This is a genomic window from Paraburkholderia oxyphila NBRC 105797, from assembly GCF_000685075.1.
Taxonomy (GTDB): domain Bacteria; phylum Pseudomonadota; class Gammaproteobacteria; order Burkholderiales; family Burkholderiaceae; genus Paraburkholderia; species Paraburkholderia oxyphila.
Genome location: NZ_BAYD01000022.1, coordinates 1 through 24,978, shown reverse-complemented (window position 1 = coordinate 24,978; position 24,978 = coordinate 1). Strand labels below are relative to the sequence as shown.

The following is a 24,978-nucleotide window of genomic DNA, read 5'->3' as shown; positions in this document are numbered from 1 at the left end:
GAGGAAAAAAACGCATGCACGCAACTCCGATTCTCAGTATTGCGATTTGGATGCCAATTGTTTTCGGCATCATCGTTCTTGTAGTGGGTTCCCTGCGGAGCTCGAGCGCGGACCGCTGGATCGCGCTCATCGGTTCGGTGCTTAGTTTCCTCGTCACCCTTCCGCTCGTTTCGGGCTTCGACACCACCACGGCTGCGCTGCAGTTCGAGGAGAAGTCGGTCTGGATCGATCGGTTCAATATTTCGTATCACCTTGGCATCGACGGCATCTCGATGTGGTTCGTGGTGCTCACGGCGTTCATCACCGTGATCGTCGTGATCGCGGGCTGGCAGGTCATCCAGAAGAACGTCGCGCAGTACTACTCGGCGTTCCTCATCCTGTCGGGCCTGATGATCGGCGTGTTCTGCGCCGCCGACGGTCTGCTGTTCTACGTGTTCTTCGAAGCCACGCTCATTCCGATGTACATCATCATCGGCATCTGGGGCGGCCCGAACCGCGTGTACGCAGCGTTCAAGTTCTTTCTCTACACGCTGGCCGGCTCGCTGCTGATGCTGGTCGCGTTGCTGTACCTGTACCGCGAGACCGGGACCTTCGACCTCGCCACCTGGCAGAACGCCAAGCTTGCGATGACGCCGCAGATCCTGCTGTTCATCGCGTTCTTCTTCGCGTTCGCCGTCAAGGTGCCGATGTGGCCGGTCCACACGTGGTTGCCGGACGCGCACGTCGAAGCGCCCACGGGCGGCTCGGTCGTGCTGGCCGCGATCATGCTGAAGCTCGGCGCATACGGTTTCCTGCGTTTCTCGCTGCCGATCACGCCGGACGCGAGTCACTACCTGGCGCCGGTCATCATCGCGCTGTCGTTGATCGCGGTGATCTACATCGGCCTCGTGGCGATGGTGCAGGCGGACATGAAGAAGCTGGTCGCGTACTCGTCGATTGCCCACATGGGCTTCGTCACGCTCGGCTTCTTTATGTTCGGCCCGTCGAGCCAGCTTGCGATGGAAGGCGGGATCATCCAGATGATCTCGCACGGCTTCGTCTCGGGCGCCATGTTCCTTTGTATCGGCGTGCTGTATGACCGCATGCACACGCGCGACATCGCCGATTACGGCGGCGTCGTCAACACGATGCCTAAATTCGCGGCGCTGGCCATGCTGTTCGCGATGGCCAACTGCGGCCTGCCGGGCACCTCGGGATTCGTCGGCGAATTCATGGTGATTCTGGCGGCAGTGAAGTTCAACTTCTGGATCGCTTTCGGGGCGGCGTTCACGCTGATCCTGGGCGCGGCCTATACGTTGTGGATGTACAAGCGCGTGTACTTCGGCGCCGTCGCGAACGATCATGTTCGCGAGCTGAAGGACATCAGCAGCCGCGAATACCTGATCCTTGGGTTGCTCGCGCTGCTCACGCTTTTCATGGGCGTCTACCCGAAGCCCTTTACCGATGTGATGCACGTTTCCGTGGAAAACCTCCTCTCCCACGTCGCAGTGTCGAAACTGCCGCTGTCACAGTAATACCGAGCGGAGGACTAATAGATCATGCCAAACGCCCCTTTGAACGCTCTGCTACCCGACGCGATACTCATGGCCGGTACCGTCGTTGCGTGGCTCAACGACACGTTCACCGGCCCTTCGGGCCGGCGCACGACCTATTTCATTGCGCTGCTCACGGCGCTCGTAGCCGGCATCTGGTTCGCGGTGATCGCGTTCGATCCGCACGTGTACTACTACTTCACGCGCATGTACGTGGTGGACGCGTTCGCGAGCGCCATGAAGGCGGTAGTCACGCTCGGCTACGCGGTCTCGATCGTGTACTCGCGCAAGTACCTCGAAGACCGGGACATGTTCAGGGGTGAGTTCTTCCTGCTCGGCATGTTCTCGCTGCTCGGCCAGATCGTGATGATCTCGGGCAACAACTTCCTCACGCTGTACCTCGGCCTCGAGCTGATGTCGCTCTCGCTCTACGCGGTCATCGCGCTGCGCCGTGACGCGACGCAGTCGAACGAAGCGGCCATGAAGTACTACGTGCTGGGCGCGCTTGCATCGGGCTTCCTGCTCTATGGCATTTCGATGCTGTACGGCGCGACCGGCTCGCTCGACCTCGGCGAGGTGTTCAAGGCTGTGGCTTCGGGCCACATCAACGACATCGTGCTGCTGTTCGGCGTGGTGTTCATCGTGGCGGGCGTGGCGTTCAAGATGGGCGCGGTGCCGTTCCACATGTGGGTGCCCGACGTCTATCAGGGCGCGCCTACGGCCATGACGCTGCTCACCGGCGGCGGCCCGAAGGTCGCGGCGTTCGCGTGGGCCGTGCGCTTCCTCGTGATGGGTCTGCTGCCGCTCGCGGTGGACTGGCAGGAAATGCTGATCATCCTGGCCGCGCTCTCGATGATCGTCGGCAACATCACGGGTATCGTCCAGCGCAACGTCAAGCGTATGCTCGCGTACTCGGCCATCTCGAACATGGGCTTCGTGCTGCTCGGCCTGCTGGCCGGCATCGTCGACAACAAGGCGACCGGTGCGGCCAGTGCGTACAGCTCGGCGATGTTCTACAGCATCATCTACCTGATTACGACGCTTGGCGCGTTCGGCGTGGTCATGCTGCTTGCCCGCCGCGACTTCGAGGCGGAAACGCTCGACGACTTCAAGGGCCTGAACCAGCGCAGCCCGGTGTTCGCGTTCGTCATGATGCTCATGATGTTCTCGCTCGCCGGTATCCCGCCGACGGTCGGCTTCTACGCGAAGCTCGCCGTGCTCGAAGCGACCATGAACGCCGGCCTGACGTGGCTTGCCGTGCTTGCCGTGATTACGTCGCTGTTCGGCGCGTTCTACTACCTGCGCATCGTCAAGCTGATGTACTTCGACGCGCCGCAGGACACCGCACCGATCGAGGGCCATGCATTCAATCGCGCGCTGTTGACGGTCAATGGCGTGGCCGTGCTGGTGCTCGGCATCATCCCGGGGCCGCTGATGTCGCTCTGCCTGCAGGCCGTCTCGCATACGCTGCCGCTGTAATGTCGGCAGCAGGGTGGTTTATCGTGTTGTTGGCGCTCGCGGGCGCCAACTTGCCGTTCCTCAATCAACGGTTGTTCGGCATCGTGCCGTTGCCGCTGCGTGCACCGAAGAAGAGCGCGTGGATTCGCATTGCCGAAATGATCGTGCTGTATTTTGTGGTCGGCGCGTTCGGCTTCATGCTGGAGGCGCGCGCCGGCAATCGCTTTGACCAGGGCTGGCAGTTCTACGCCATCACGTTCAGTCTCTTTGTCGTGTTCGCGTTTCCTGGCTTCACCTGGCAATATCTCTTCAAACGCCGTCCGGCGTGATGCATACGCCTCGTCCTCGACGAGGCGTATGCCATTCGATCGCATCGCGGGTTTCCGCGACTTCCCCGTACAGGCGCTTCCCAGAGGTTGAACATGGCTGCTGAACATCAAAAACACGACCCGGCGCTCGCCGAGACGTGTGTGGAGAGCACGACGCTCCACGCGGGCAAATTCCTTACGCTCAAGTGCGACACCGTCGCCTTGCCGGATGGCAAGCACGCGACGCGCGAGTACGTCCAGCACCCGGGCGCCGTGATGGTGATCCCGCTCTTCGATGACGGCCGTGTGCTGATGGAGCGCCAATATCGCTATCCGCTCTCGCGCGTGATGACCGAATTTCCGGCGGGCAAGCTCGATCCGCAGGAAGGCGCGCTGGCCTGCGCGATCCGCGAACTGAAGGAAGAGACGGGCTATACGGCGCGCGAGTACATCTATCTCGCGCAGATCCATCCGGTGATTTCGTACTCGACCGAATTCATCGACATCTACCTGGCGCGCGGCTTGACTTCGGGCGAGGCGGAGCTCGACGAAGGCGAGTTCCTCGAGACCTTCACGGCGACACTGCCCGAACTGCTCGAATGGGTGCGTACCGGCAAGATCACCGACGTGAAGACGATCATCGGCACGTTCTGGCTCGAAAAGGCGCTGTCGGGCGCCTGGCCGATTGCACAACCCGAGCGGGGCTGAGCACCGCAGTGTGGCTATGCCGTGATGGCGTGTCACAAAAGTGCCAGATCAACGATGCAGCGCATTGAAATACGGCGGCCCGCGAGGCCGCCGTATTGACTTTGGCCCAGGCATTTTTGCGTTGAGCGGCCAGCGGCGCGCAGCGCTACAATCGACCACCGGCCAGTCGGCTGTCCGGTGCCACGGTGGTGCTCGAAAATCAGGTACAGAGCCCATCAAAAAATTTACGAACGGTCGTTCACAAATTTCCGTTTTGCGATACACTCAACGCAAGCCACGATTCTCATGAAGGTCCTCGATTTACAGTGCCCAGACGGCCATCGGTTTGAAGGCTGGTTCGCTTCCGCTGACGACTTCGAGTCGCAGCTTTCGCGCAAGCTGGTCGAATGTCCGATGTGCGGCGCCACGAATGTGAGCCGCGTGCCGTCCGCGCCCCGACTGAATCTGTCGGGGGCGAGCGAGGCGCAGTCCACTGCCAGCCAGGCGTCACCGGCCGGCCAGATGGCTCAGGCAGCGGCGCAATGGCAGGCGCATGCCATGCGCGTGATGCGCGAGGTCCTGGAGAAGACGGAGAACGTAGGCGACCGTTTCGCCGAGGAGGCGCGGCGCATTCACTACAACGAAGCGCCGGCGCGCAACATCCGGGGGGTGGCATCCGCGGAAGATGCGCAAGCTCTCGTCGAAGAAGGCATCGATGTGATGCCGCTGCCGGTTCCGGCCGCGTTGAAGGGTCCGCTGCAATAACGCCATGCGGGTCTTCGTTGCGGCTTGGGAGGGTTCCCAACCAGCCGCGGCCAGGAGACAACCCGCATGGATCTCGACTACACCCCCACCGACGACGCGTTTCGCGCCGAAGTCCGCGCCTGGCTCGAGGCCAATCTGCCTCAAGCCGTGCGCGAGAAAGTGCTCAATCACAAACGCCTCAGCCGCGACGACATCGCCAGCTGGCACAAGCTGCTCGGCACGCGCGGCTGGTCGGCGCCTGCGTGGCCGACCGAATTTGGCGGCCCCGGCTGGAGCGAAACGCAACGCCACATCTGGGACGAGGAGTGCGGCCGCATCGGCGCGCCGCCGGTCCTGCCGTTCGGCGTGTCGATGGTCGCGCCGGTGATCATGAAGTACGGCAACGAGGCGCAAAAGCGCCGCTATTTGCCGCGCATCCTCTCCGGCGAAGACTGGTGGTGCCAGGGCTATTCCGAGCCGGGCTCGGGCTCGGATCTCGCCTCGCTGCGCACGCGCGCCGTCCGCGAAGGCGACCACTATGTGGTGAACGGCCAGAAGACCTGGACCACGCTCGGCCAGCACGCCGACATGATGTTCTGCCTCGTGCGCACCGACCCCGCTGCGAAGAAGCAGGAGGGCATCTCGTTCCTGCTCATCGACATGAAGACGCCCGGCATCACCGTGCGCCCGATCATTACGCTCGACGAAGACCACGAGGTCAACGAGGTGTTCCTCGAGGACGTGAAGGTGCCCGTCGAGAATCTCGTCGGCGAAGAGAACCGCGGCTGGACCTACGCGAAATATCTGCTCGGCCATGAGCGCACCGGTATCGCGCGTGTGGGCGCGTCCAAGCGCGAGCTCGCGTTCCTCAAGCAGGTCGCACTCGAACAGAAGAAGCACGGCAAGCCGCTGCTGCACGATCCGGTTTTCTCAGCGCGTGTAGCTGCCGTCGAAATCGAGCTGATGGCGCTCGAAGTGACCGCCGAGCGCGTGATCGCGAGCAGCGGCCATGGCCGCGGCCCGGGGCCCGAGGCGTCGATGCTCAAGATCAAGGGCACCGAAATCCAGCAGGCGCTCACCGAGCTGATGGTCGATGCGGTCGGCCCGCTGGCCGCGCCGTTCGATCCGGCCTTCCTCGAGGGTGAGCATGCACACGCGGCCGGTGGCGACGACGATGCAGCACCGCTCGCGGCTTACTACTTCAACTATCGCAAGACGTCGATTTACGGCGGGTCGAACGAAATCCAGAAGAACATCATCGCGCAGATGATTCTGGGGATTTGAGGAGCGGCGCAATGGACTTCAATTTCACCGAAGAGCAACAGCAACTCGCCGACGCGCTGCGTCGCTATCTCGACAAAAATTACGGATTCGAAGCGCGCCAGGCGATCGTGAAGACGCCCGAGGGCGTATCGGCCGATCATTGGAAGGCATTCGTCGAGCTCGGGCTCACCGCGCTGCCGGTGCCGGCGGAGCAGGGCGGCTTCGACGGCTCGCCGTTCGACATGCTCGTGGTCATGCAGGAGCTGGGCCGCGCGCTCGTGATCGAGCCGTACTGGGCGAGCGCGGTGGGTGTCGAGGCACTCAAGCTCGCGGGTGCGGATAGCGCCGAAAACGCACAACTGCTGGAGCGTGTGGCGGTGGGCGAGATCAAACTCGCCGTGGCGTTTCACGAACCTCAGGCGCGCTACGACCTGTTCGCGCTCGAAACGCTCGCGAAGGAAACCGGCGACGGCTTCGCGCTCACGGGCAGCAAGTCGGTCGTGCAGCACGGCGCGCAAGCGGACTACTGGATCGTGCCGGCGCGCCTCGCGGGCGAAGTCGCGCTGTTCGTGGTGGCGCGCGATGCGAAGGGTGTCGAGGTGAGCGACTACCGCACCATCGATGGCCAGCGCGCCGCCACGCTCAAGTTCGACGGTGCGCATGCGCGCCGTCTGGGCGATGCCGGCGCGGCCACGTGGGAGCAGATTGCCGATTACGCTACTTTCCTGCTGTGCGCGGAAGCCGTGGGCGCCATCGACGCGCTCAACAACGCGACGGTCGAGTACACGAAGACGCGCCAGCAGTTCGGCGTGCCGATCGCACGCTTCCAGGCGCTCCAGCACCGCATGGCCGAGATGCTGATTCATGGCGAGCAGGCGCGCTCGCTCACATACCTCGCGGCCGCGCGTTACAGTAGTGCTTCGCCCGATGAGCGGCGCCGCGCCATTTCGGCGGCGAAGGTGCGCGTAGGGCAGGCGGCGCGTTATGTCGGCCAGCAGGCCGTGCAGCTGCACGGCGGCATGGGGGTGACCAACGAAGTCGCGGCGGCGCACCTGTTCAAGCGTCTCGCGATCATCGAGACCACGCTCGGAGACGTCGATTACCATCTCGAACGTTTCGCCGCGCTGCCGGGTTTTGCGCAGGCAGCCGCCTGAGGCGCGTTGTGAAGCAACTCGAAACGGAGAGTCATCGATGGGAGTGAGTTACGAAGATCTCGAAGTGGGCAAGTCGTATGAAGTCGGCTCGCACACGTTCGGGCGCGAAGAGATCGTGCAGTTCGCGCAGCAGTACGATCCGCAGCCGTTTCATTTGAGCGAGGCGGCCGGCGAGGCCTCGCATTTCGGCGGCCTCGTCGCGAGCGGCTGGCATACGTGCTCGGTCATGATGGGCATGCTCGTGCGCAATTTTCTCGAGGGCTCCACATCGATGGGCTCGCCCGGCATCGACGAGATCCGCTGGATCAAGCCCGTGCGCGTCGGCGACACGCTCACGATGACCAACTTCGTCGTGAGCAAGCGCGTTTCAGCGAGCAAGCCGGATCGCGGTATCGTCCAGACGCGCTGGGAAGGCCGCAATCAGCACGGCGAGACCGTCGTGACGGTGACCTCGAAGGGGATGTTCGGGTTGCGCCATCCGGGAGCCGCATCATGAGCGAGGCCGGTGTGGTCGAAATTGCAAACGTCGACGCCTTGCGCGCGCTCGTGGGCGCCGAGCCGTTCGTCAGCGACTGGCGCACGGTGAGCGAGGCCAGCGTGCTGGAGTTCGCCGACGCGACCGGCGATCACCAGTGGATTCACGTCGACGCGGAACGTGCGCGTCGCGAGTCGCCGTTCGGCGGCCCGATCGCCCACGGCTTTCTCACGCTTTCGCTCGTGCCGGCGCTGCTCGCGGCAACCGTCACGATGCGCCAGCGCATGGGCGTGAACTACGGGCTCAACCGCGTGCGCTTCACGTCGCCGGTGCCCGTGGGCGCGAGGGTGCGTGCGCGCGTCGGCGTGAAGGAAGTGAGCGACGTGGAAGGCGGTGGCGCGCAGGTCGTCTGGAACATCGGCATCGAATGCGAAGGCAGCGAGCGGCCCGCGTGCGTGGCCGAATTCATTTCGCGGCACTACTTCTGAACGTCTGAGCGCCTTTGCACGCGCAGAAAACGAAAGGGGCGTCCGGCCATGAGCCGGGCGCCCTTTTTCGTTCTATCTCGCGAAGCGCGTCAGGCAGCCTTCGAAGTGTGCTTCTCGTATTGCGTCGCGCCGAACAGCATCTCCTTCGCCTTGTCGTCCATGAGCGGCTTGCGCGCGTTCGCCAGCACCTCGACGCCGCGCTTGACCGCCGGACGTGCCGCGATCGTTTCGTGCCAGCGCTTCACGTTGGGCAGCGCATCGAGATCGATGCCCTGGTTCTGCCATGAGCGCGTCCACGGGAACGCGGCAATATCGGCGATGGTGTAGTCGTCGCCGGCCAGGTACTCGGTCTTTTCGAGTTGCGCCTCCATCACGTTATAGAGGCGCTTGGCCTCGTTCGTGTAGCGGTTCACGGCGTAGTCGATCTTCTCGGGCGCGTAAATGCGGAAGTGGTGCGCCTGGCCGAGCATGGGGCCGAGGCCGCCCATCTGGAACATCACCCACTGCAGCACGTCGTAGCGCGCCGCGAGGTCTTCGGGCATGAACTTGCCGGTCTTCGCGGCCAGATAGATCAGGATCGCGCCCGACTCGAACAGCGAGAACGGCTTGCCGTCGGCGCGCGCCGGGCCTTCGGAGTCCGTGATGGCGGGGATCTTGTTGTTCGGGCTGATCTCGAGGAACTCGGGCTTGAACTGGTCGCCGGCTCCGATATCGATGGGATGCACGCGGTACTCGAGGCCCGTCTCCTCGAGCATGATATGGACTTTGTGGCCGTTGGGCGTGGCCCAGCTGTAGACGTCGATCATCGTGGCTCCTTGGCACCTGGACGAAGGCGCCGCCCGGTGTTTCCAGAAGTTCCGCGGCGCCTGAACTGGCGCAAATTAGCATAGTTCGCCGGACGGCGCAGAGGGCCCACGAGCGCCCCTGCTGCGCGTGTGGGCTTGCTGCTTGCGACGGGCCCGGAGTGGCGCCGCTCGCTCACGAGCGCGTGACCGGCATCTCCACGCGCGAGGCCGCCGCCGGGTCCAGGTAGCGCGCGAGCTCGAGCTTGGCGATGGCGTTGCGGTGCACCTCGTCGGGGCCGTCGGCGAAGCGCAGCGTGCGCGCCTGCGCGTACGCATAGGCGAGCGGGAAGTCGCCGCTCACGCCGCCGCCGCCGTGCACCTGGATCGCCCAGTCGAGCACCTGGCAGGCCATGTTCGGCGCGACCACCTTGATCATCGCGATCTCGCCACGCGCGCCCTTGTTGCCGACGGTGTCCATCATGTAGGCGGTCTTGAGCGTGAGCAGGCGTGCCTGCTCGATCAGGCAGCGCGCTTCCGCTATGCGCTCCTGCGTGACCGTCTGCTGCGCGATGGTCTTGCCGAACGCGGTACGCGAGAGTGCGCGCTTCGACATGAATTCGAGCGCACGCTCGGCGAGGCCGATCAGGCGCATGCAATGGTGGATGCGGCCCGGCCCGAGGCGCCCCTGGGCGATCTCGAAGCCGCGGCCTTCGCCCAGCAGGATGTTCGACGCCGGCACGCGCACGTTCTCGAGCTCGATCTCCATGTGCCCGTGCGGCGCGTCGTCGTAGCCGAACACCGTGAGCGGGCGCTTGACCGTGATGCCCGCCGTGTCGGCCGGCACGAGGATCATCGACTGCTGCGCGTGACGCGGCGCATCGGGATCGGTCTTGCCCATCACGATATAGACCGCGCAACGCGGATCGCCCGCACCCGACGACCACCACTTCGTGCCGTTGATCACATAGTCGTCGCCGTCACGCTCGATGCGCGTCTGGATGTTGGTCGCGTCCGACGAGGCGACCTCGGGCTCCGTCATCAGGAAGGCCGAGCGGATCTGGCCTTCCAGCAGCGGTGCCAGCCACTGGCGCTTGTGTTCCTCCGTGCCGTAGCGCTCGATGGTTTCCATGTTGCCGGTGTCGGGCGCGCTGCAGTTGAACACCTCGGGCGCCCAGATCACGCGGCCCATGATCTCGCACAGCGGCGCGTATTCGAGGTTGGTGAGCCCCGCGCCGCGCGTCGAGTCGGGCAGGAACAGGTTCCAGAGGCCCGCTTCGCGCGCCTTTACCTTGAGCTGCTCGACGATCTGCGTGGGCACCCAGGGATTGCCGTTGACGCGGTTGCGCTCGACTTCCTCGTGATAGACGGCCTCGTTCGGGTAGATGTGTTCGTCGAAAAACGCGAGCAGTTTCTCGCGCAGCGCCTGCACTTTCGGGGAGTAGTCGAAATTCATCCGGGACCTCGCAAATAGGGAGCACTGCGTAAGGATCGAGTGCTGATGGAATGCTGATCGATGCGATGCGATGCGATGCGATGCGGCGCTAGCGCACTTTTTGCGCGTACTGCCACGCGAGTTCGGCCATCGGTTTCGCGCGTCGTCCCGCGTCGGCCGCCTGGGCGCTCGCGGCCGTGCCGTCGACCACGCGCTTCATGATGCCCTGCAAGATCGCTGCGATGCGGAACATGTTGTAGGCGAGATAGAAGTTCCAGTCGCCGCGGATCTCGAGGCCCGTGCGCTCGCAATAGCGCCGCACGTATTGCTGCTCGTCGGGTATGCCGAGCGCCTTCCAGTCGAGCCCGCCGATGCCGCGGAACTGGCCCGGCTCAACGTGCCAGGCCATGCAGTGATACGAAAAATCCGCAAGCGGGTCGCCGAGCGTCGAGAGCTCCCAGTCGAGCACCGCGAGCACGCGCGGCTCGGTGGGGTGGAAGATCAGGTTGTCGAGTCGATAGTCGCCATGCACGACCGACACGCGCGAGCCCGCATCATCGGGCAGGTGCCGCGGCAGCCATTCGATCAGGCGGTTCATCGCGTCGATCGACTCGGTTTCCGAGGCCTGATATTGCCGGCTCCAGCGATCGATCTGGCGTGCGAAGTAATTGCCGGGCTTGCCGTAGTCGGCGAGGCCGACGGTGTCGGGCTTCACGTTGTGGAGCGCGGCGATCACGCGGTTCATCTCATCGTAGATCGCGCTGCGCTCGTCGCGCGTCATGCCGGGCAGCGCCTGGTCCCACAGCACGCGGCCCTCGACGAACTCCATCACGTAGAACGCCCGGCCGATCACGGCCTCGTCTTCGCAGAGCGCAAGCATCTTCGCGACGGGCACGTCGGTGGCGCCGAGCGCGGCCATCACGCGGTATTCGCGCTCGATCGCGTGCGCGGAAGGCAGCAGCTTTGCCTTCGGGCCGGGCTTTGCGCGCATCACGTAGCTGCGCCTGGGCGTGACGAGCTTGAAGGTGGGGTTCGACTGGCCGCCTGCGAACTGCTCGACCGTGAGCGGGCCTTCGAAACCGTCGACTTGCGCGGCGAGCCACGCGGCGAGCGCCTCGGTGTCAAAGCGCTGGCGCTCGGCAACAGGGCGCGTGCCCTCGAACGCCGAGAAGTCGGTCGAGCGATCGGCGTTCGTCTTGTCTCCATCCGGGGTGGCTTGCGCCATGTTCGTCTCCCTCCTCGTATAGGCGTTGCGTGAGCTAGCGCTGCGGGCGATAGCGCAGATATTGCGCGTACAGCATCTCCATCGTGGTGTTGCGCACGTCGCGGTGCAGCGGCGAGGGTGGCGCGTAGTTGAGCATGCGCACGACCCAGTCGTGGGGGGCGGCGCCCACGTCGAGCGCGTTGATGCAGCCTGTGGTTTGCGCGAGATGCCCGAAGAACATGCGGCCGCCGGCCGTGATCGCATGCGAGAGAATCGCGCGGTTCACGCCGCCGTGCAGGACCAGCAGCGCCGTCTCCCATGACGTGTCGGCGCGCAGCGCGGCGAGCGCGGGCAGCACACGGTCGAGCAGCTCGCCGACGCTCTCGCCGCCGAGAAATCGCCTGTCTTCGGGCACGACGCCGTCGAAGATGCGCAGGAACGCGTCTTCGATTTGCCCGGCTGGAATCGAGCCAGGGCCCCCGCCGTGAATTTCCTCCCATGCGGGTTGCACCTCGAGCTCGATACGCTGGCCGGTGGCGTCGAGCACGCGCTGTGCCGTCTCGATAGTGCGCCGCAGGCCGCTCACGATCACGCGGTCAAAGCGCACGCCTTGCTGGGCGAATGCTTCGCCCGCGGCCGTGGCCTGGGCCTGGCCGTGCTCGTTGAGCGGCACGGTGTCCGGGTCGATGGCGCGCCCCGAGTCGTCGAAGTAGGTGACGTCGCCGTGGCGCATCAGATAGAGGCGCCGGCGCGAGGGCAGCTTGAATTCGCTCATCATTTGTAGACCGGTTGACGCTTTTCGAGGAACGCGGTGATGCCTTCGAGCCCGTCGCGGTGATGCAGCGAGGCCACGAAGCTCTCCCGTTCCGCGGTGAGCTGGTCGTCGAGCGACTGCGTGACGGCCGCGTTCGTCAGCCCCTTGATGCGCGCGACCGCGTTCGGCGAAATCTTCGCGAGATCGTCGGCCCATGCGAGTGCCGTATCGAGCGCCGTTTGCGGTTTGGCGACGCGGTTCACGACGCCCAGCTCGGCAAGACGCTGCGCGCCGATCGGCTTGCCCTCGATCATCACCTCGAAGGCGAGTGCGCGCGGCAGCGAGCGGGCGAGGAACCACGAGCCGCCGCCATCGGGCGTGAGCCCCACACGCGAGTAGGCCATCACGAATTTCGCGTCCTCGGCCGCGACCAGCAGGTCGGCCGCGAGCGCGAGCGAGAAGCCCGCGCCCGCGGCGGCGCCCTCGACGGCGGCCATCACGATCTTGCTCGACTGGCGCATCGCCGTGGCCCATTGCGAGAGCATGTCGATGCTGGCGGCCTGCACCGAGGGATCCTTGGAACGGTTTTCGAGCAGACGATTCAGGTTGCCGCCTGCGCAGAAAAAGTTATCGGCGCCCGTGAGGATGATCGCGCGCAGCGAGTTGTCGCGCTCGGCGGCATCGAAGGCTTCGATCGCCGCGGCGTACATGTCGGGGTGCAGCGCGTTGCGTGCGCCGGGGTTCGACAGCGTCAGCACGAGCGTCGATTCGTGGTTTTGCGGGCGGGTGCTGCGGAGTTCGGCGCTCATTGCGGTGCCTCGTTCGATGCGTTGGAAAGACCGGCGTCTGCCGCGTCGGGTTGCGTGAGAGAAAGGCCGAGCTGTGCGCGGCGCGCGAGCCACGGCGACGGGCGATAGCGCGGGTCGCCGAGCACGGCGTGGATGTTGCGCAGGATCGTGAGGATCGTGCGGGCGCCGAGTGCGTCGCCTAGCGCGAGCGGCCCGTGCGGATAGCCGAGGCCGAGCGTCACGGCCAGATCGATGTCGCGCGGCGAGGCGATCTGCTTTTGCGCGATATCGCAGCCGATGTTCACAATCGTCGCGACGATGCGCTGCGCGACAAAGCCCGTGGAATCGCGGATTACCGTGACCGGCACGCCGTCGGCGGCGAAGAGGGCGTGGCCCGCGTCGCGCGCGGCGCGCGTGGTGGCGGGTGTCGTCATCAGCGTGCGGCGCTTTGCGCCAGCAAGTGGGAACAACGTGTCGATGGCGACAACGCGGCTCGCATCGAGCTGCTCTTCGAGCGCGGCCGTGGTGGCGTCGAGGCCCAGCGGCGCGACCACGATCAGCGAGTCGGCGCTGGGCGCGTCGCCTTCATCGATCGCGACGCCCGTTCGGGCGGCAAGCGCGAGCACGGCCACGCGTGCTTCTGCATTACGCCGGCTCACCCAGACGCGCGCAGGCAGTGTCGTGGGCGCGGCGGGTTCGTCCGGCACCTGCTGCTTGCCATCGACATAGCGATAAAAACCTTCGCCGCTCTTGCGGCCGACGAGCCCGCCCGCGAGTCGCACGCCGGTGATGGGCGAGGGTGTGAAGCGCGGCTCCTCGTAGAACTGGTGATAGATCGACTCCATCACCGGATGCGAGACGTCGAGCGCCGTCAGGTCGAGCAGCTCGAAGGGCCCGAGGCGAAAGCCCGCCTGTTCGCGCATGATGCGGTCGATGTCGGCGAAGCTCGCGACGCCTTCCCCGGCCACGCGCAGGCCTTCGGTGTTCATGCCGCGGCCCGCGTGGTTGACGATGAAGCCCGGCATGTCCCTCGCGCGCACGGGCGTGTGGCCCATGCGGCGCGCGAGCGCCATGAGCGCGTCGCCGCCGGCGGGGTCGCTGCGCAGGCCGTCGATGACCTCGACCACCTTCATCAGCGGCACGGGATTGAAGAAGTGGTAGCCCACGACGCGCGTGGGATCGGTGCAAGCAGCGGCAATCGCCGTGATCGACAGCGACGAAGTGTTCGAGGCGAGCAGGCATTTGCCGCTCACCACGGTTTCGAGTTCGCGAAACAGGATGCGCTTGGCGTCGAGGTTCTCGACGATCGCTTCGACCACGAGATCGCAGCCCGCGAGCCCGTCGATCGTATTCACGCCGGTGACGTGCTCGAGCGCGGTTTGGGCATCGGCGTCGCTGATCTTGCCTTTTGCGGCGAGTTTCGCGAAGGTGTCGGCGAGGTACGCGCTCGCGGCCGCGACCGCTTGCGCATTGGTATCGTAGAGCCGGACCGCCAGGCCCGCTTGCGCGGCGATCTGCGCGATGCCGCGGCCCATTGCGCCGGTCCCGACGATGCCGATTGTCTCAATATTGAATGGATGTGAAGTCATTGGAAGCCTGGCTCCATGATTGGCCTAGAATAGCACGGTCGTACAATTTCATGAAAACGGTTCGGCGGGTTCAATGCGGACACCGCCGCTTGCAAGGAGGCAAGGAGAATGATCAAGCTGCATGGTTTCGCGCTCTCGAACTACTACAACAAGGTCAAGTTCGTGCTGCTCGAGTATGGCATTGCGTTCGAGGAGGTTGAGGAGAAACCGAGCCAGGCGCCGGAATTTCTCGCTCACTCGCCACTCGGCAAGGTGCCGTATCTGGAAACGGAGCACGGCGATCTGTGCGAGTCGCAGACGATCGTCGAGTATCTGGCCGCGCGCTTTCCTGACAAAGGGATTTTTTCCGCTGACCCGTGGGAGGCGGCGAAGGAGCGTGAGTTGATCATGTTCGTCGACGTGCACCTCGAACTGACCGCACGCAATCTCTACAAGCAGGCGTTCTTCGGCGGCACTATCACCGATGAGACCAGGGAACGGACCGAAAAACTCCTCATCCATCATATCGCCGGCTTTCAGCGGCTCGCAAAATTCGCTCCTTATCTACGCGGCGAGCACTTCACGGTGGCTGATACGGCGGGCTACGCCAGCCTGCCGCTGGTGGCGCTGGCGACCAGGACCATCTACGGGCGCGACTTCCTGAGCGAGGCCGGCATCGACTGGAAGGGCTACGTGAAGGCGATTGAAGAGCGGCCCGCCGCGGCGCGCGTGAGTGCCGACCGTAAGGCCGTGATTGTTAAAGGGATTTAATCGTTGTGTGAGTGGTATCAAAGTGGTTCAAGGTTATTCGGTCGATGATTGATATGAATCACGTACGCCGGCGCGGCAATCGCCCGGCGCTGAAACCGTGCACTGTAGGATAGGAACGTAAGGTTTCTGTCGGCAATTGCTGTGCAAAGCCTTGTTGGCCTTCGAAGATTTCGCCGCCCGAAGATGGGGAGGGATTCGGCGGTGGCTCGGTCCCGGCAGGCAAGCGCGCTCAGGCCTTGCCGGTCTGTCGCGCTCATCGCGCAATGTAAATCAACGGTGCTCAGTGCATCCCGAAGGAGGAGGCTATGCCGGTTTTGTGGAGATTGGCGGTTCTTGCGGGCGTGCTGGCCTTTGGAGGACTGTCTGTCCCGACGGCATACGCTGCGTGCAATTTCAGTTCGGGAGGCAGCGAGCAGACCATCGTCATGGCGGTGCCTGCCTCATTGACGGTGAGCCGCGACGCGGCCAACGGAACCCTGTACACATCGCCAAACGTCTCGCCATCGGGAAGTGCGTACATCACGTGTACCACGTCGTCACCGTCGGGCATCTTGAACAATATCGGCCCCCAGCCTGCAAACGGCGCGAACCAGTATGCGATATACGTCAATGGCAGCGACACGGGACTGGCGTTTCAGTGGATTTATAACGGCACGCCCGCGACTTCCTATGGGACCTACCCCTATAGCGGTTCGGGCTCGCCCTACAACACGCCGCATGCTTTCCGTCTGATCAAGACGGGATCGCTCGCGGCCGGAACGGTCATACCGGGTGGAACCGTGATTGCTTACGGTTCCATCGGCGGATTGAATGTCGTCGACATGGTGCTTGCCAACGACATCGCTGTGAAGGCTGCCGCGTGCACCACGCCCGACGTGACGATTCCCCTTGGCGATCACCTGCAATCGGAGTTTACGGGCGTCAACTCCTTTTCGTCTTCCACGTCTTTCAATATCGCACTGACGAACTGCCCGGCCGGCATGAAGAGCGTCACCTATCGGATCGATCCGACAACGACCGTTCTTAATGCATCGAAATCCGTTGTGGCGCTCGACGGCAGTTCGACTGCGACGGGCGTCGGCGTGCAATTGCTCGACGGGACCGGGGCGGTGTTCCCGCTCAGCACGGTCAAGACCTTCAGTGGCTATGTCACGAGCACGGGCGGGTCCTATACGATTCCGCTCAGGGCGCGCTATTACCAGACCGCGGCGGCTATCACACCCGGTCCGGCGAATACCTCGATGACCGTGACGATGCAGTATCTGTAATCTCTATAGACTCGCGAGGCGCTCGAGCGCGGTCGCGAGCGTACCTTCCTGCTTGGCGAAGCAGAACCGCACGACGCCCGATTCGTGCGGCTCGTGATAGAACGCCGACACCGGAATGGCCGCCACGCCGATCTCGGCCGTGAGCCACTTCGAGAATTCGGCTTCGGGCAGGTCGCTGATCGCCGAATAATCCACGCACTGGAAGTACGTGCCCTCGCACGGCAGCAGCTTGAAGCGCGAATTCGCGAGGCCGGCGCGGAAGAAGTCGCGTTTTTTCTGATAGAACGCCGGCAATTCCAGGTACGGCTTGGGATCGCGCAGATATTGCGCGAGACCTACCTGCATCGGCGTGTTCACGGTGAACACGTTGAACTGGTGCACCTTGCGGAATTCGGCCGTGAGCGGCGCGGGCGCCGCCACGTAGCCGACCTTCCAGCCCGTCACGTGAAATGTCTTGCCGAAGCTCGACACGATGAAGCTGCGCGCGGCGAGTTCCGGATAGCGCGCGACGCTCTCGTGCGGCTGGCCATCGTAGACCATGTGTTCGTAGACTTCGTCGGAGAGGATCAGCACGTTGGTGCCGCGCACGATCTCTTCGAGCTTGCGCATGTCCTCGGCGCGCCAGACCGTGCCCGTGGGGTTGTGCGGCGTATTGATGAGGATCAGGCGCGTCTTCGGCGTGATGGCCGCGGCGAGGCGGTCGAACGGAATCGCATAGTCGGGCGCTTCGAGCGTCACGAACACGGGCTTGCCGCCCGCGAGCTCGATCGACGGCAGATAGCTGTCGTAGGTCGGCTCCACCACGATCACTTCGTCGCCGGGATGCACCGTACAGAGGATCGCCGTGAGCAGCGCCTGGGTGGCGCCCGCGGTCACGGTGACCTCGGTATTGGCGTCGTAGCGCCGGCCGTAGACATTCGCGATCTTTTCCGAGATGGCCTCGCGCAGCGCGGGCATGCCGGCCATCGGCGGGTATTGGTTGTGGCCGTCGCGCATGGCCTGCGCAACCGCGTCGACGATGCGCGAGTCGCAGTTGAAGTCGGGGAAGCCCTGGCCCAGGTTCACCGCGCCCTTTTCCGCGGCGAGCGCGCTCATGACCGTGAAGATCGTCGTGCCGACGTCAGGCAGGCGCGAAGGAAAAGAGGGTGAGAGCAGCGGGGTTTGCGACGGATCTTGCGAGGGATGCGGTGCGTTCATGGCGCTGGCGGAAGGAAGTCGGGAGAACGGAAAAGCTTGATTGTAGGCAAATCGTGCGGGCCGCGGGCGGTCGGGCCGCGCGTAGCGGGGCTTCGGGGTTGCCGGCCTGCTGGCCAAACGCCCGTTGTGCAGGGCGTGGAGCTAGGCCGCCGAAGTTTCGGCAGCGGCCAGCCCGCATTGCGCGACGAAAGCGTCGGGCGTGCCGATGCGAAAGCCGAAATCACGCGCGATGCGCTTCGCGAGCTTGAGCACCGCACGGTCCTTCGATACGAGCCATGTGGCGCCGCTCGCGCGCGCGAGCTCCAGAAACTTCTGGTCGTCGCGATCTCGGCATTGGGGCAGCGCACGGGCGTCGGCGGGCGGCGCCGGTGGCTCGATCTGTTGTACGAGCGTGGTCAGCGCGGCAAGCGCGGCCGCTTTGTCGGTGCCGCGCCCCTGGAATTGCGGGTAGTCCAGCACGTGCGCGAGCTCGGCGTGGCAGCGCGAGTCGATCAGCGCCGCCAGCGCGCCGCGTTCGAGCGCGGCACGAATGGGGCGCGTATGCGGATCGTCGAACACGAGAATGTCGAGCCACACGTTCGAGTCGAGCACCACGGTGAGCGCATCTTGCGCGAGCGTCGCGCGTGAATCGGCAGGGGCGTTATCTGGGGGCGTAAAACCGGTCATTCGTGAATTCGCTACAATCGGGCTTTCGCCTTTGAATATCGGCACGCTGGTGCCTGCAAGCCTCTATGATAATCGTTCTGTCGCCGGCCAAATCGCTCGACTATGACACACCGGCGCACATCGAAACCCACACGATCCCCGATTTCGTCGACGACGCAGCCGAGCTGATCGATGGCCTGCGCCGTCTTTCGCCCCAGCAGATCGGCACGCTCATGAGCATCTCGGACCCGCTCGCGCGCCTGAACTTCCAGCGCTACGCCGACTGGTCGCAGCACTTTAGCCAGACCAACGCGAAGCAGGCCGTGCTCGCGTTCAACGGCGACGTGTACGAGGGCTTCGACGCGAAATCGCTGTCTCACGCCGATCTCGACTACGCGCAACAGCACGTGCGCGTGCTTTCGGGCCTGTACGGCGTGCTGCGTCCGCTCGATCTGCTGCAGCCATACCGGCTGGAAATGGGCACCCGCTTCGAGAATGCGCGCGGCAAGGACCTATACGCGTTCTGGGGCGAGCGCATCACGCACGCGCTCAACGCACAGCTTGAACGCAACCGGAAGGGCGCGCGCGTGCTGGTGAACTGCGCATCGAACGAGTACTTCAAGGCCGTGAAGCCGAAGCAGCTCGCGGCGCCCATCATCACGCCCGTCTTCGAAGACTGGAAGGGCGGCCGCTACAAGATCATCAGCTTCCACGCGAAGCGTGCGCGCGGATTGATGGCGCGCTATGCGGTCGAGAACCGCATCGCCGAGCCCGAGGCGCTCAAGGCCTTCGATACCGAAGGCTATGCATTCGATGCAGAAGCATCGAACGATTCGACCTATGTATTCCGCCGGCGCCTGGCCGATTAAGCGGCACTTGTGCCGTACGTGCCCCGCGTGCCGTGCGGATTGCTGACCCAGCGAAGGACACCGACATGACGATTTCCATTTCCAGCCATTTTGACGCGGGCGCGATTGAAGTGCTCTCGTGCGAGCAAGCCGACGACATCCGTCTGCGCGTGCGCGCCGACAATCAATCCGATTTTGCGCAGTGGTTCTATTTCCGCCTCACGGGCGGGCGCGGCGAACGTTGCGTGATCACATTCGAGAACGCCTCGGCATGCGCATTCCCCGAGGGCTGGCGCGACTACCAGGCCGCGGCGAGCTACGACCGCGTCAACTGGTTTCGCGTGCCGACCTCGTACGATGGCAAGGCGCTCACCATCGACCATACGCCCGACTTCGACAGCATCTACTACGCGTATTTCGAGCCGTACAGCGAGGAGCGTCATTCCGAATTTCTCGGCGCGCTGCAGCAACTGCCGCACGCGACGCTCAGCGAACTCGGCCAGACGGTCGAAGGCCGGCCGATGACGCTGCTCTCGCTCGGCATGCCCGGCGACACCACGCCCGAAGGCCAGCCCAAGAAGACGGTCTGGATTATCGCGCGCCAGCATCCGGGCGAGTCGATGGCCGAATGGTTCGTCGAAGGGCTCGTGAAGCGTCTGGCGGGCTGGGGCGACTGGGCGGGCGATCCGGTTGCGCGCAAGCTGCTCGACCGCGTCATCTTCCATATCGTGCCGAACATGAACCCGGACGGCAGCGTGCACGGCAACCTGCGCACCAACGCGGTGGGCGCAAACCTGAATCGCGAATGGATGGAGCCGGATGCGCAGCGCAGTCCCGAGGTGCTCGTCGTGCGCGACGCGATCGAGGCAACCGGTTGCGATTTGTTCTTCGACATCCACGGCGACGAGACGCTGCCGTATGTGTTCGTGGCCGGCTCGGAGATGCTGCCCGGCTTCACCGAGCAGCAGCGTGCCGAGCAGACGGCGTTCATCGAAGCGTTCAAGATTGCGAGCCCGGACTTCCAGGACAAGCATGGCTACGAAGCGAGCCGCTATCGTGAAGACGCGCTCAAGCTCGCGTCGAAGTACATCGGGCATCGCTACGGCTGCCTGTCGCTCACGCTCGAAATGCCGTTCAAGGACAACGCGAACCTGCCCGACGAGCGCGTGGGCTGGAACGGCGAGCGCAGCGCGGCGCTGGGCGCCGCCATGCTGCAAGCCATTTTGCGTCACGTCGAAACGTTCGCCTGACGCAAAGCCGCAGGCCTTCGCGGCGACGGCATGAAAAAAGGGGGAAGCGGTGCGAGCCGCTTCCCCCTTTGTCATGTGTGCCGCATTCCGCGCGGGCGGCACCATGGCGTCATTGCGTCGTCGACTTCTTTTTCGTCGTCGTCTTCTTCTTTGCGGTTGACTTCGTTGTCGACTTGGCCGTTGATTTGGCCGTCGACTTGGCGCCGCTCTTCGTGCTCGTCGCCGAAGACTTGTGGCTCGATTTGCCCGAAGTGGCCTTCTTGTGGCCCTTGCCCGTGGCTTTCTTCGACTTCGTGCCGTGCTTGCCGCTCACATGGGCCGTGGTGCCGCCCGTCGTGGCGCGAGGCTCGCTGCGCGCACGCAATGGCGGTACCGGATCGTTCCACGTGAACGCGAGGATCTGCTGGCCCACGTAGCCGCAGCGGAACTTCAGATCGTATGGCGCATGGCTACTGTCCTTCGGAATGCCGACGCCATCGACGGTGACGATCGTATCGACCTTCACGCGCTGCTTGCCTTCGTCGAACGAGTCGTTCCAGGGCGTCACGGTGGCATGCGCGCTATCGAAGGAGCTGGGCGGAAACTCGACGTGATCGAGCGCGTCGGAGGTGCTTGCGATGAAGTTGCCATGCGCGGCGCAGCTGGCGACCAGCGGATCGGCATGCATCTGGGTAACGAAGGTGTTGGCGAGATCGCCTTGCTTGCTGGCAAGATCTGCTGGCTGATCGATCTGGCCGGCCGGGTCGCTCGGGTCGACCTGATCGGCTTGTGCGGGCGGCGTGCAAATGAATGTGAGGCTCACGGCGCAGGCGGCCAGTCGGCCAAATACACTCAGCAACTGGCGAGATGCGTTGTTGCGGTCCATCTGATTATTCTGGGTGAGGGGTGGGACGTCAGGCACCGTAAGATGCTGCGTCACGTGGATGAGTTCCAGTGCCGGACAAATATTTCGCGCAGCCAGATGGCGCGATCGTTTTGTGGTAACGCTGGCGGGCTTGCTGCGGCTTGTGGCCGCGGCATGCGCTGGGTCATTCTAGCGCAGGGCTACTGCGTGGCGACCGAGGAAACAGTCGACTATTCGTCAACCACACGTGTCGCGCGCCAATCCACGCTCAGGTGCGCGGACCGCCCAGCCGATAGCGCCGCACGTCATAGGTCGTGACCCATGCGGGGCGATAGACAGCGATCAGCGCCGTAGCCATGCCAGTAAACCAGGCCTCGCCGGACGCCAGCAGGAACACGCTGAACGCATAGCCCGCAGGCACGGTGAGCATCGATCCGCCGTTGAGCGCGACGTGGGTGCCGAGCGCCAGATAGGCCGCCGCGCAGACCGCGATGGCGGGCGATACGAAACCCTGGCCGACGATGAACATGAAGAGGTTGCGAGGCAGCCACGCAGCGCACGCGCGCTGCAGCAATGCCGATAGGGCCACCGGAAAGGCACCGAACACGAGGAAGGTGAGTGCGACGCCGTCCCATGGCGCGTCGAAGACCACGGCGGCCAGCGCAACGACTACCGCCATGGCGATGAGCGCGAGTCCCCAGTCGAATAGTGTGACCACGAGGGTGGCGCCGAGCAGATGCAGCACGGTGCCGTCCTCGAGCCAGGCATTGCTCGCCCACAGCACGGAGACGGCCACGATGATGGCGAGCCACACGTGCTGGAGCGTCGCGTCTTGCAGACGCTTGAACGGGTTATTCCATAGCGCGAGCGCGAGCAGGCCCCCGGCTGCAATCCATGCACCGACGATGACCCACAGCGGAAGCGGCGTATACAGGAACCCCATATGCTTCATATTACTCGTTGGAAGGCAAAAGGTGTGCGCAGCTGGGCGGCACTTCCGGTTCTTCGTTGCTCGAGTCGGCTTCGGGGCGTGGCGCAACGGGGGCGGGCGCCGCGCCGCCGTAGGGCACGGTGGGCTCCGCGGCGATCGGTAGTGCCTCCGCAGTGTCGTCTTGTCGCAACGGATAGCGGAACGACCGATCATCACGCGAGCGCAGCGGCACTGGGCCGTGTTCGCCGTACGTTGGCCTCGGCGCGCTGTCGCGGCGTGTGCGCAGCACTTGTAGCTGACTCGACAGCAAGCCGTTGTAGATTGCTACGGCAGCGGCCCGGTTGGGGGCGCCGAGTTGCTGGAAGATGCTCGCCAGATGGACTTTCACGGTGCCTTCGCTGATGCCGAGCGCCCGGGCGATCATCTTGTTCGTGCTGCCCATGTGGACGCAGCGGAGGATCTGCTCCTGGCGCGGCGAAAGGCTCACCTTGAGGTGGGCCTTGGATATATGCGCGGCGCTCTTGCTGTTGCGACGTTGCGGCACCGGCCACGAGCCCGGTGGGCAGAACGAAGGGCCGAATACGTCGGCGGGCAGATGATCGCCACCGAGCAGGATGAGCTCGAGCAGCTTGACGATGAGGATCGAGTCGGTGGTGCGCCGGATGATGCCGCGTGCGCCCTCGGAGAGCACCGCGCGTACGGCGTGGGGCGGCTCGGTGCGGTCTACGAGGACGGCGACGGGCAGCGTCTGATGCCGGTTCGCGAAATTGCGCAGCTCGCCCGGACGGATGCCGTCGTGCCAGTCGATCACAAGCAGGTTCGGTGTGAAGCGCTGCATCGCGCGTTCGGCGCTGCGCCAGTCCGCCGCGTCGTTAAAGCGCGCGCGCCGGTCGATTTGTCGTAACAGCGCCTTGAGCCCCTCGCGCCGTTCGGCGTCCGGGTTGAATACCGTAAACCGCATAGCCAAGCCCTCCTGTTGTGAACGGCCCCTCTCGAAATGTTGTGCGGTGCATGCCTTGCACTCGCTGCGTTAAACCGGGCCAACAGCACCATGATGACAAAAAGCTTGCGTCGTGGCGGCCTGTCCAGATGGCGTAGGACGTAGGGCAAAAAAAAGCCCCGCACTGAGGCGGGGCAGGGTAGGAATACGCCGTATTGCTTAGTGGAAATGTGGCTGAACGGGCTCGGCATCTTCCGGCATTTCGGCGTGAACAATCTCACCGAGTGGGTCTGCATAAAGCGGTACGCCACAATCGTCGCAATATTCAGGCTCGAAGCGGCCGGCATGGCGACGGATATCGGTGATGCCCGACTCCTTCAGCAGTGCGACGATCTCTTCGAGCGGGCCGGTGCCGCCATTTTCTTCGGACGGCTCTTCGTCGATCTCGGCGTCGCCGTTCTCGCGGCCATAGAGCGGCCAGACTACGCCATACAGCACGTCATTGCTGCCGCGTTTCGTGAAACCGACGCGATATTCGTCGATGCGTCGTTCGCCGAAGCCGGCGACAACGGCGCGCAGGTCCTGGGCGCTTGCGCCGATCGTGTCGAGCAGGTAGCGCACCGCGGTACGGATGGTGTGGGGGCGCACACGCTCGTCGGCGTCGCGGCAGGCCGAATAGTAGGCGTCCGGCAGCAGGCATTCGAACTCGCAACCGGGCATGACGATGGCGAGATTGGCGCCGCCTTGCGCGGCCCATTGTTCGAGGCACTGGCCACGCTCGATACGGGCACCGTGCTCCTCTTCCTGCCAGCGGAAGAGCGGCGCGCCGACCGGCGCGGCGACCACGGCCAGCAGAAAGCGAGGATCGGCGAGGATCGGCGAAGTCTCGGGCAGCTCGCCCGCGCTGATTTTTGCCGCGGTGCCGCTCAGTGCGGCCTGCGAAAGCTGCTGTGCAAGCCGCCAGGTCTCGACGTGGTGGCGCGGGAGCTGGTCGATGCTATAGAGATAGGGTGCCATCGCGACGCGCGTGCCGTTCGCCAGCACGTGTGCCTGGAGATGCGTGCGCAGGGCATCCGACGCGTCCGTCTTCAGCGGCCCCGACGGAATCACATAGCGCGTCCAGGCAAGCACGGGTGCGGCTACGAGTAGCGCTTCGTATTGCGCGCCGTCGTGCTCGACGAGGAACGACTCGCTGTGGGTCTCAGCCATATCGGCGAGCGCACCGTAGGCGTCCGGGTGGTTTTGCTGCAGGTGATCGAGCGCGGCGTCGAGCGTGGTCTGGTTGCCGTTGCGGACGACTTTCGCGAGCAGCGTGTCGAGCTTGGCCTCCCAGAAGCGGTCTTCAGTGCGGCTGCCCGAGGCGAACAGGGCGAGCGACAGGCCGACGAGCTTGTCGGCATCGGGAGGGAGGCGTTTGGCGATTCGCGAGCGCATAAATCCGTGAGTTGGGATGCAGAGAACCTCATATTCTAGTCTGTTCCGCGCGGGCCATCGGTTTGCCCTACAGAGCGACCAGAAGATAGTGTACGGGGCGGTGGCCAGACACTTCGTCTCAGGCGATGGAAAAGCCGTTGTTCGATGCGTCGGCGCCTATGCGTAGTATTGCGCGACGACCGTATCAGGGGGGGCTGAGGACGGGCGGTT

General features: G+C 64.4%; 25 protein-coding genes. 13 read left to right on the top strand and 12 right to left on the bottom strand.

What is annotated here, in order from left to right:
- Window positions 1-14: 14 nt before the first annotated feature.
- From BO1_RS16575 to BO1_RS16535, 9 genes are all read left to right on the top strand, one after another.
- On the top strand, window positions 15-1,514 hold the full coding sequence (locus BO1_RS16575; protein WP_028218508.1) for an NADH-quinone oxidoreductase subunit M: 1,500 nt from the start codon (window positions 15-17) through the stop codon (window positions 1,512-1,514).
- A 24-nt stretch (window positions 1,515-1,538) separates the two neighbouring features.
- Window positions 1,539-3,011 (top strand): NADH-quinone oxidoreductase subunit NuoN, encoded by a 1,473-nt coding sequence (gene nuoN / locus BO1_RS16570; RefSeq protein ID WP_043285106.1) that lies wholly within the window; start codon window positions 1,539-1,541, stop codon window positions 3,009-3,011.
- Window positions 3,011-3,319, top strand: coding sequence for a DUF2818 family protein (locus BO1_RS16565; protein ID WP_028218506.1), 309 nt, complete (start codon window positions 3,011-3,013; stop codon window positions 3,317-3,319). The genes nuoN and BO1_RS16565 overlap by 1 nt, the downstream gene beginning before the upstream one ends.
- A gap of 93 nt (window positions 3,320-3,412) precedes the next feature.
- Window positions 3,413-4,006, top strand: coding sequence for an NUDIX domain-containing protein (locus tag BO1_RS16560; RefSeq protein ID WP_028218505.1), 594 nt, complete (start codon window positions 3,413-3,415; stop codon window positions 4,004-4,006).
- A 285-nt stretch (window positions 4,007-4,291) separates the two neighbouring features.
- Window positions 4,292-4,750, top strand: coding sequence for a DUF1178 family protein (locus BO1_RS16555; RefSeq protein WP_028218504.1), 459 nt, complete (start codon window positions 4,292-4,294; stop codon window positions 4,748-4,750).
- A gap of 66 nt (window positions 4,751-4,816) precedes the next feature.
- Complete coding sequence (locus BO1_RS16550) at window positions 4,817-6,013, top strand: acyl-CoA dehydrogenase family protein (protein ID WP_028218503.1); 1,197 nt, start codon at window positions 4,817-4,819, stop codon at window positions 6,011-6,013.
- An 11-nt stretch (window positions 6,014-6,024) separates the two neighbouring features.
- The gene (locus BO1_RS16545; RefSeq protein WP_028218502.1) at window positions 6,025-7,146 is read left to right on the top strand and encodes an acyl-CoA dehydrogenase family protein; all 1,122 of its coding nucleotides are present in this window, start codon (window positions 6,025-6,027) and stop codon (window positions 7,144-7,146) included.
- Between the two features lie 37 nt (window positions 7,147-7,183).
- Window positions 7,184-7,642, top strand: coding sequence for a MaoC family dehydratase (locus BO1_RS16540; protein WP_028218501.1), 459 nt, complete (start codon window positions 7,184-7,186; stop codon window positions 7,640-7,642).
- The gene (locus BO1_RS16535) at window positions 7,639-8,109 is read left to right on the top strand and encodes a MaoC family dehydratase (protein ID WP_043285103.1); all 471 of its coding nucleotides are present in this window, start codon (window positions 7,639-7,641) and stop codon (window positions 8,107-8,109) included. The genes BO1_RS16540 and BO1_RS16535 overlap by 4 nt, the downstream gene beginning before the upstream one ends.
- Before the next feature lie 89 nt (window positions 8,110-8,198).
- Here BO1_RS16535 and BO1_RS16530 read toward each other — a convergent pair whose 3' ends face one another.
- The 6 genes from BO1_RS16530 to BO1_RS16505 form a co-directional block, all read right to left on the bottom strand.
- Window positions 8,199-8,915: a glutathione binding-like protein gene (locus tag BO1_RS16530; RefSeq protein ID WP_028218499.1), complete on the bottom strand. Its 717-nt coding sequence runs from the start codon at window positions 8,913-8,915 to the stop codon at window positions 8,199-8,201.
- 172 nt (window positions 8,916-9,087) lie between these two features.
- The gene (locus BO1_RS16525; RefSeq protein ID WP_028218498.1) at window positions 9,088-10,347 is read right to left on the bottom strand and encodes an acyl-CoA dehydrogenase family protein; all 1,260 of its coding nucleotides are present in this window, start codon (window positions 10,345-10,347) and stop codon (window positions 9,088-9,090) included.
- Window positions 10,348-10,435: 88 nt separating this feature from the next.
- Window positions 10,436-11,551: a phosphotransferase gene (locus BO1_RS16520; RefSeq protein ID WP_028218497.1), complete on the bottom strand. Its 1,116-nt coding sequence runs from the start codon at window positions 11,549-11,551 to the stop codon at window positions 10,436-10,438.
- 34 nt (window positions 11,552-11,585) lie between these two features.
- Window positions 11,586-12,305, bottom strand: a complete 720-nt coding sequence (locus BO1_RS16515) for a histidine phosphatase family protein (protein ID WP_028218496.1) — start codon at window positions 12,303-12,305, stop codon at window positions 11,586-11,588.
- On the bottom strand, window positions 12,305-13,093 hold the full coding sequence (locus BO1_RS16510) for an oxepin-CoA hydrolase, alternative type (RefSeq protein ID WP_028218495.1): 789 nt from the start codon (window positions 13,091-13,093) through the stop codon (window positions 12,305-12,307). Before BO1_RS16510 ends, BO1_RS16515 begins: the two co-directional genes overlap by 1 nt.
- Window positions 13,090-14,661 carry a 3-hydroxyacyl-CoA dehydrogenase gene (locus BO1_RS16505; RefSeq protein WP_028218494.1) on the bottom strand — a complete coding sequence of 524 codons (1,572 nt, stop codon included), beginning with the start codon at window positions 14,659-14,661 and terminating at the stop codon, window positions 13,090-13,092. The genes BO1_RS16510 and BO1_RS16505 overlap by 4 nt, the downstream gene beginning before the upstream one ends.
- 108 nt (window positions 14,662-14,769) lie before the next feature.
- Between BO1_RS16505 and BO1_RS16500 the strand changes: the two genes are divergently transcribed.
- Window positions 14,770-15,411, top strand: a complete 642-nt coding sequence (locus BO1_RS16500; protein WP_028218493.1) for a glutathione S-transferase family protein — start codon at window positions 14,770-14,772, stop codon at window positions 15,409-15,411.
- A gap of 425 nt (window positions 15,412-15,836) precedes the next feature.
- Entirely contained in the window at window positions 15,837-16,679 is an 843-nt protein-coding gene (locus BO1_RS60740) for a fimbrial protein (RefSeq protein ID WP_218002808.1), read from the top strand.
- Window positions 16,680-16,682: 3 nt separating this feature from the next.
- Here BO1_RS60740 and BO1_RS16485 read toward each other — a convergent pair whose 3' ends face one another.
- Together BO1_RS16485 and BO1_RS16480 are read right to left on the bottom strand one after the other, a co-directional pair.
- On the bottom strand, window positions 16,683-17,876 hold the full coding sequence (locus tag BO1_RS16485) for a pyridoxal phosphate-dependent aminotransferase (RefSeq protein ID WP_028218490.1): 1,194 nt from the start codon (window positions 17,874-17,876) through the stop codon (window positions 16,683-16,685).
- 141 nt (window positions 17,877-18,017) lie between these two features.
- Window positions 18,018-18,542, bottom strand: coding sequence for a putative toxin-antitoxin system toxin component, PIN family (locus BO1_RS16480; RefSeq protein ID WP_043285101.1), 525 nt, complete (start codon window positions 18,540-18,542; stop codon window positions 18,018-18,020).
- Window positions 18,543-18,607: 65 nt separating this feature from the next.
- Here BO1_RS16480 and yaaA point away from each other — a divergent pair, with 65 nt between their 5' ends.
- Together yaaA and BO1_RS16470 are read left to right on the top strand one after the other, a co-directional pair.
- Window positions 18,608-19,390 carry a peroxide stress protein YaaA gene (gene yaaA / locus BO1_RS16475; RefSeq protein WP_028218488.1) on the top strand — a complete coding sequence of 261 codons (783 nt, stop codon included), beginning with the start codon at window positions 18,608-18,610 and terminating at the stop codon, window positions 19,388-19,390.
- A 65-nt stretch (window positions 19,391-19,455) separates the two neighbouring features.
- Window positions 19,456-20,619: a M14 family metallopeptidase gene (locus tag BO1_RS16470; RefSeq protein ID WP_028218487.1), complete on the top strand. Its 1,164-nt coding sequence runs from the start codon at window positions 19,456-19,458 to the stop codon at window positions 20,617-20,619.
- A gap of 109 nt (window positions 20,620-20,728) precedes the next feature.
- Here the strand turns inward: BO1_RS16470 and BO1_RS16465 are convergent, their stop codons facing one another.
- From BO1_RS16465 to BO1_RS16450, 4 genes are all read right to left on the bottom strand, one after another.
- Window positions 20,729-21,484, bottom strand: a complete 756-nt coding sequence (locus BO1_RS16465; protein ID WP_028218486.1) for a BspC domain-containing protein — start codon at window positions 21,482-21,484, stop codon at window positions 20,729-20,731.
- Between the two features lie 247 nt (window positions 21,485-21,731).
- Window positions 21,732-22,406, bottom strand: coding sequence for an energy-coupling factor ABC transporter permease (locus tag BO1_RS16460; protein ID WP_028218485.1), 675 nt, complete (start codon window positions 22,404-22,406; stop codon window positions 21,732-21,734).
- A gap of 10 nt (window positions 22,407-22,416) precedes the next feature.
- Window positions 22,417-23,355 (bottom strand): LuxR family transcriptional regulator, encoded by a 939-nt coding sequence (locus BO1_RS51365; RefSeq protein ID WP_043285099.1) that lies wholly within the window; start codon window positions 23,353-23,355, stop codon window positions 22,417-22,419.
- A 198-nt stretch (window positions 23,356-23,553) separates the two neighbouring features.
- Window positions 23,554-24,768: a DUF2863 family protein gene (locus BO1_RS16450; protein WP_028218484.1), complete on the bottom strand. Its 1,215-nt coding sequence runs from the start codon at window positions 24,766-24,768 to the stop codon at window positions 23,554-23,556.
- Between the last annotated feature and the right edge of the window lie 210 nt (window positions 24,769-24,978).

Coding starts and splice junctions, on each gene's coding strand:
- BO1_RS16575 (WP_028218508.1), top strand. CDS start 15: ATGCACGCAACTCCGATTCTCAGTATTGCGATTTGGATGCCAATTGTT.
- nuoN (WP_043285106.1), top strand. CDS start 1,539: ATGCCAAACGCCCCTTTGAACGCTCTGCTACCCGACGCGATACTCATG.
- BO1_RS16565 (WP_028218506.1), top strand. CDS start 3,011: ATGTCGGCAGCAGGGTGGTTTATCGTGTTGTTGGCGCTCGCGGGCGCC.
- BO1_RS16560 (WP_028218505.1), top strand. CDS start 3,413: ATGGCTGCTGAACATCAAAAACACGACCCGGCGCTCGCCGAGACGTGT.
- BO1_RS16555 (WP_028218504.1), top strand. CDS start 4,292: ATGAAGGTCCTCGATTTACAGTGCCCAGACGGCCATCGGTTTGAAGGC.
- BO1_RS16550 (WP_028218503.1), top strand. CDS start 4,817: ATGGATCTCGACTACACCCCCACCGACGACGCGTTTCGCGCCGAAGTC.
- BO1_RS16545 (WP_028218502.1), top strand. CDS start 6,025: ATGGACTTCAATTTCACCGAAGAGCAACAGCAACTCGCCGACGCGCTG.
- BO1_RS16540 (WP_028218501.1), top strand. CDS start 7,184: ATGGGAGTGAGTTACGAAGATCTCGAAGTGGGCAAGTCGTATGAAGTC.
- BO1_RS16535 (WP_043285103.1), top strand. CDS start 7,639: ATGAGCGAGGCCGGTGTGGTCGAAATTGCAAACGTCGACGCCTTGCGC.
- BO1_RS16530 (WP_028218499.1), bottom strand. CDS start 8,915: ATGATCGACGTCTACAGCTGGGCCACGCCCAACGGCCACAAAGTCCAT.
- BO1_RS16525 (WP_028218498.1), bottom strand. CDS start 10,347: ATGAATTTCGACTACTCCCCGAAAGTGCAGGCGCTGCGCGAGAAACTG.
- BO1_RS16520 (WP_028218497.1), bottom strand. CDS start 11,551: ATGGCGCAAGCCACCCCGGATGGAGACAAGACGAACGCCGATCGCTCG.
- BO1_RS16515 (WP_028218496.1), bottom strand. CDS start 12,305: ATGAGCGAATTCAAGCTGCCCTCGCGCCGGCGCCTCTATCTGATGCGC.
- BO1_RS16510 (WP_028218495.1), bottom strand. CDS start 13,093: ATGAGCGCCGAACTCCGCAGCACCCGCCCGCAAAACCACGAATCGACG.
- BO1_RS16505 (WP_028218494.1), bottom strand. CDS start 14,661: ATGACTTCACATCCATTCAATATTGAGACAATCGGCATCGTCGGGACC.
- BO1_RS16500 (WP_028218493.1), top strand. CDS start 14,770: ATGATCAAGCTGCATGGTTTCGCGCTCTCGAACTACTACAACAAGGTC.
- BO1_RS60740 (WP_218002808.1), top strand. CDS start 15,837: ATGGCGGTGCCTGCCTCATTGACGGTGAGCCGCGACGCGGCCAACGGA.
- BO1_RS16485 (WP_028218490.1), bottom strand. CDS start 17,876: ATGAACGCACCGCATCCCTCGCAAGATCCGTCGCAAACCCCGCTGCTC.
- BO1_RS16480 (WP_043285101.1), bottom strand. CDS start 18,542: ATGACCGGTTTTACGCCCCCAGATAACGCCCCTGCCGATTCACGCGCG.
- yaaA (WP_028218488.1), top strand. CDS start 18,608: ATGATAATCGTTCTGTCGCCGGCCAAATCGCTCGACTATGACACACCG.
- BO1_RS16470 (WP_028218487.1), top strand. CDS start 19,456: ATGACGATTTCCATTTCCAGCCATTTTGACGCGGGCGCGATTGAAGTG.
- BO1_RS16465 (WP_028218486.1), bottom strand. CDS start 21,484: ATGGACCGCAACAACGCATCTCGCCAGTTGCTGAGTGTATTTGGCCGA.
- BO1_RS16460 (WP_028218485.1), bottom strand. CDS start 22,406: ATGGGGTTCCTGTATACGCCGCTTCCGCTGTGGGTCATCGTCGGTGCA.
- BO1_RS51365 (WP_043285099.1), bottom strand. CDS start 23,355: ATGCGGTTTACGGTATTCAACCCGGACGCCGAACGGCGCGAGGGGCTC.
- BO1_RS16450 (WP_028218484.1), bottom strand. CDS start 24,768: ATGCGCTCGCGAATCGCCAAACGCCTCCCTCCCGATGCCGACAAGCTC.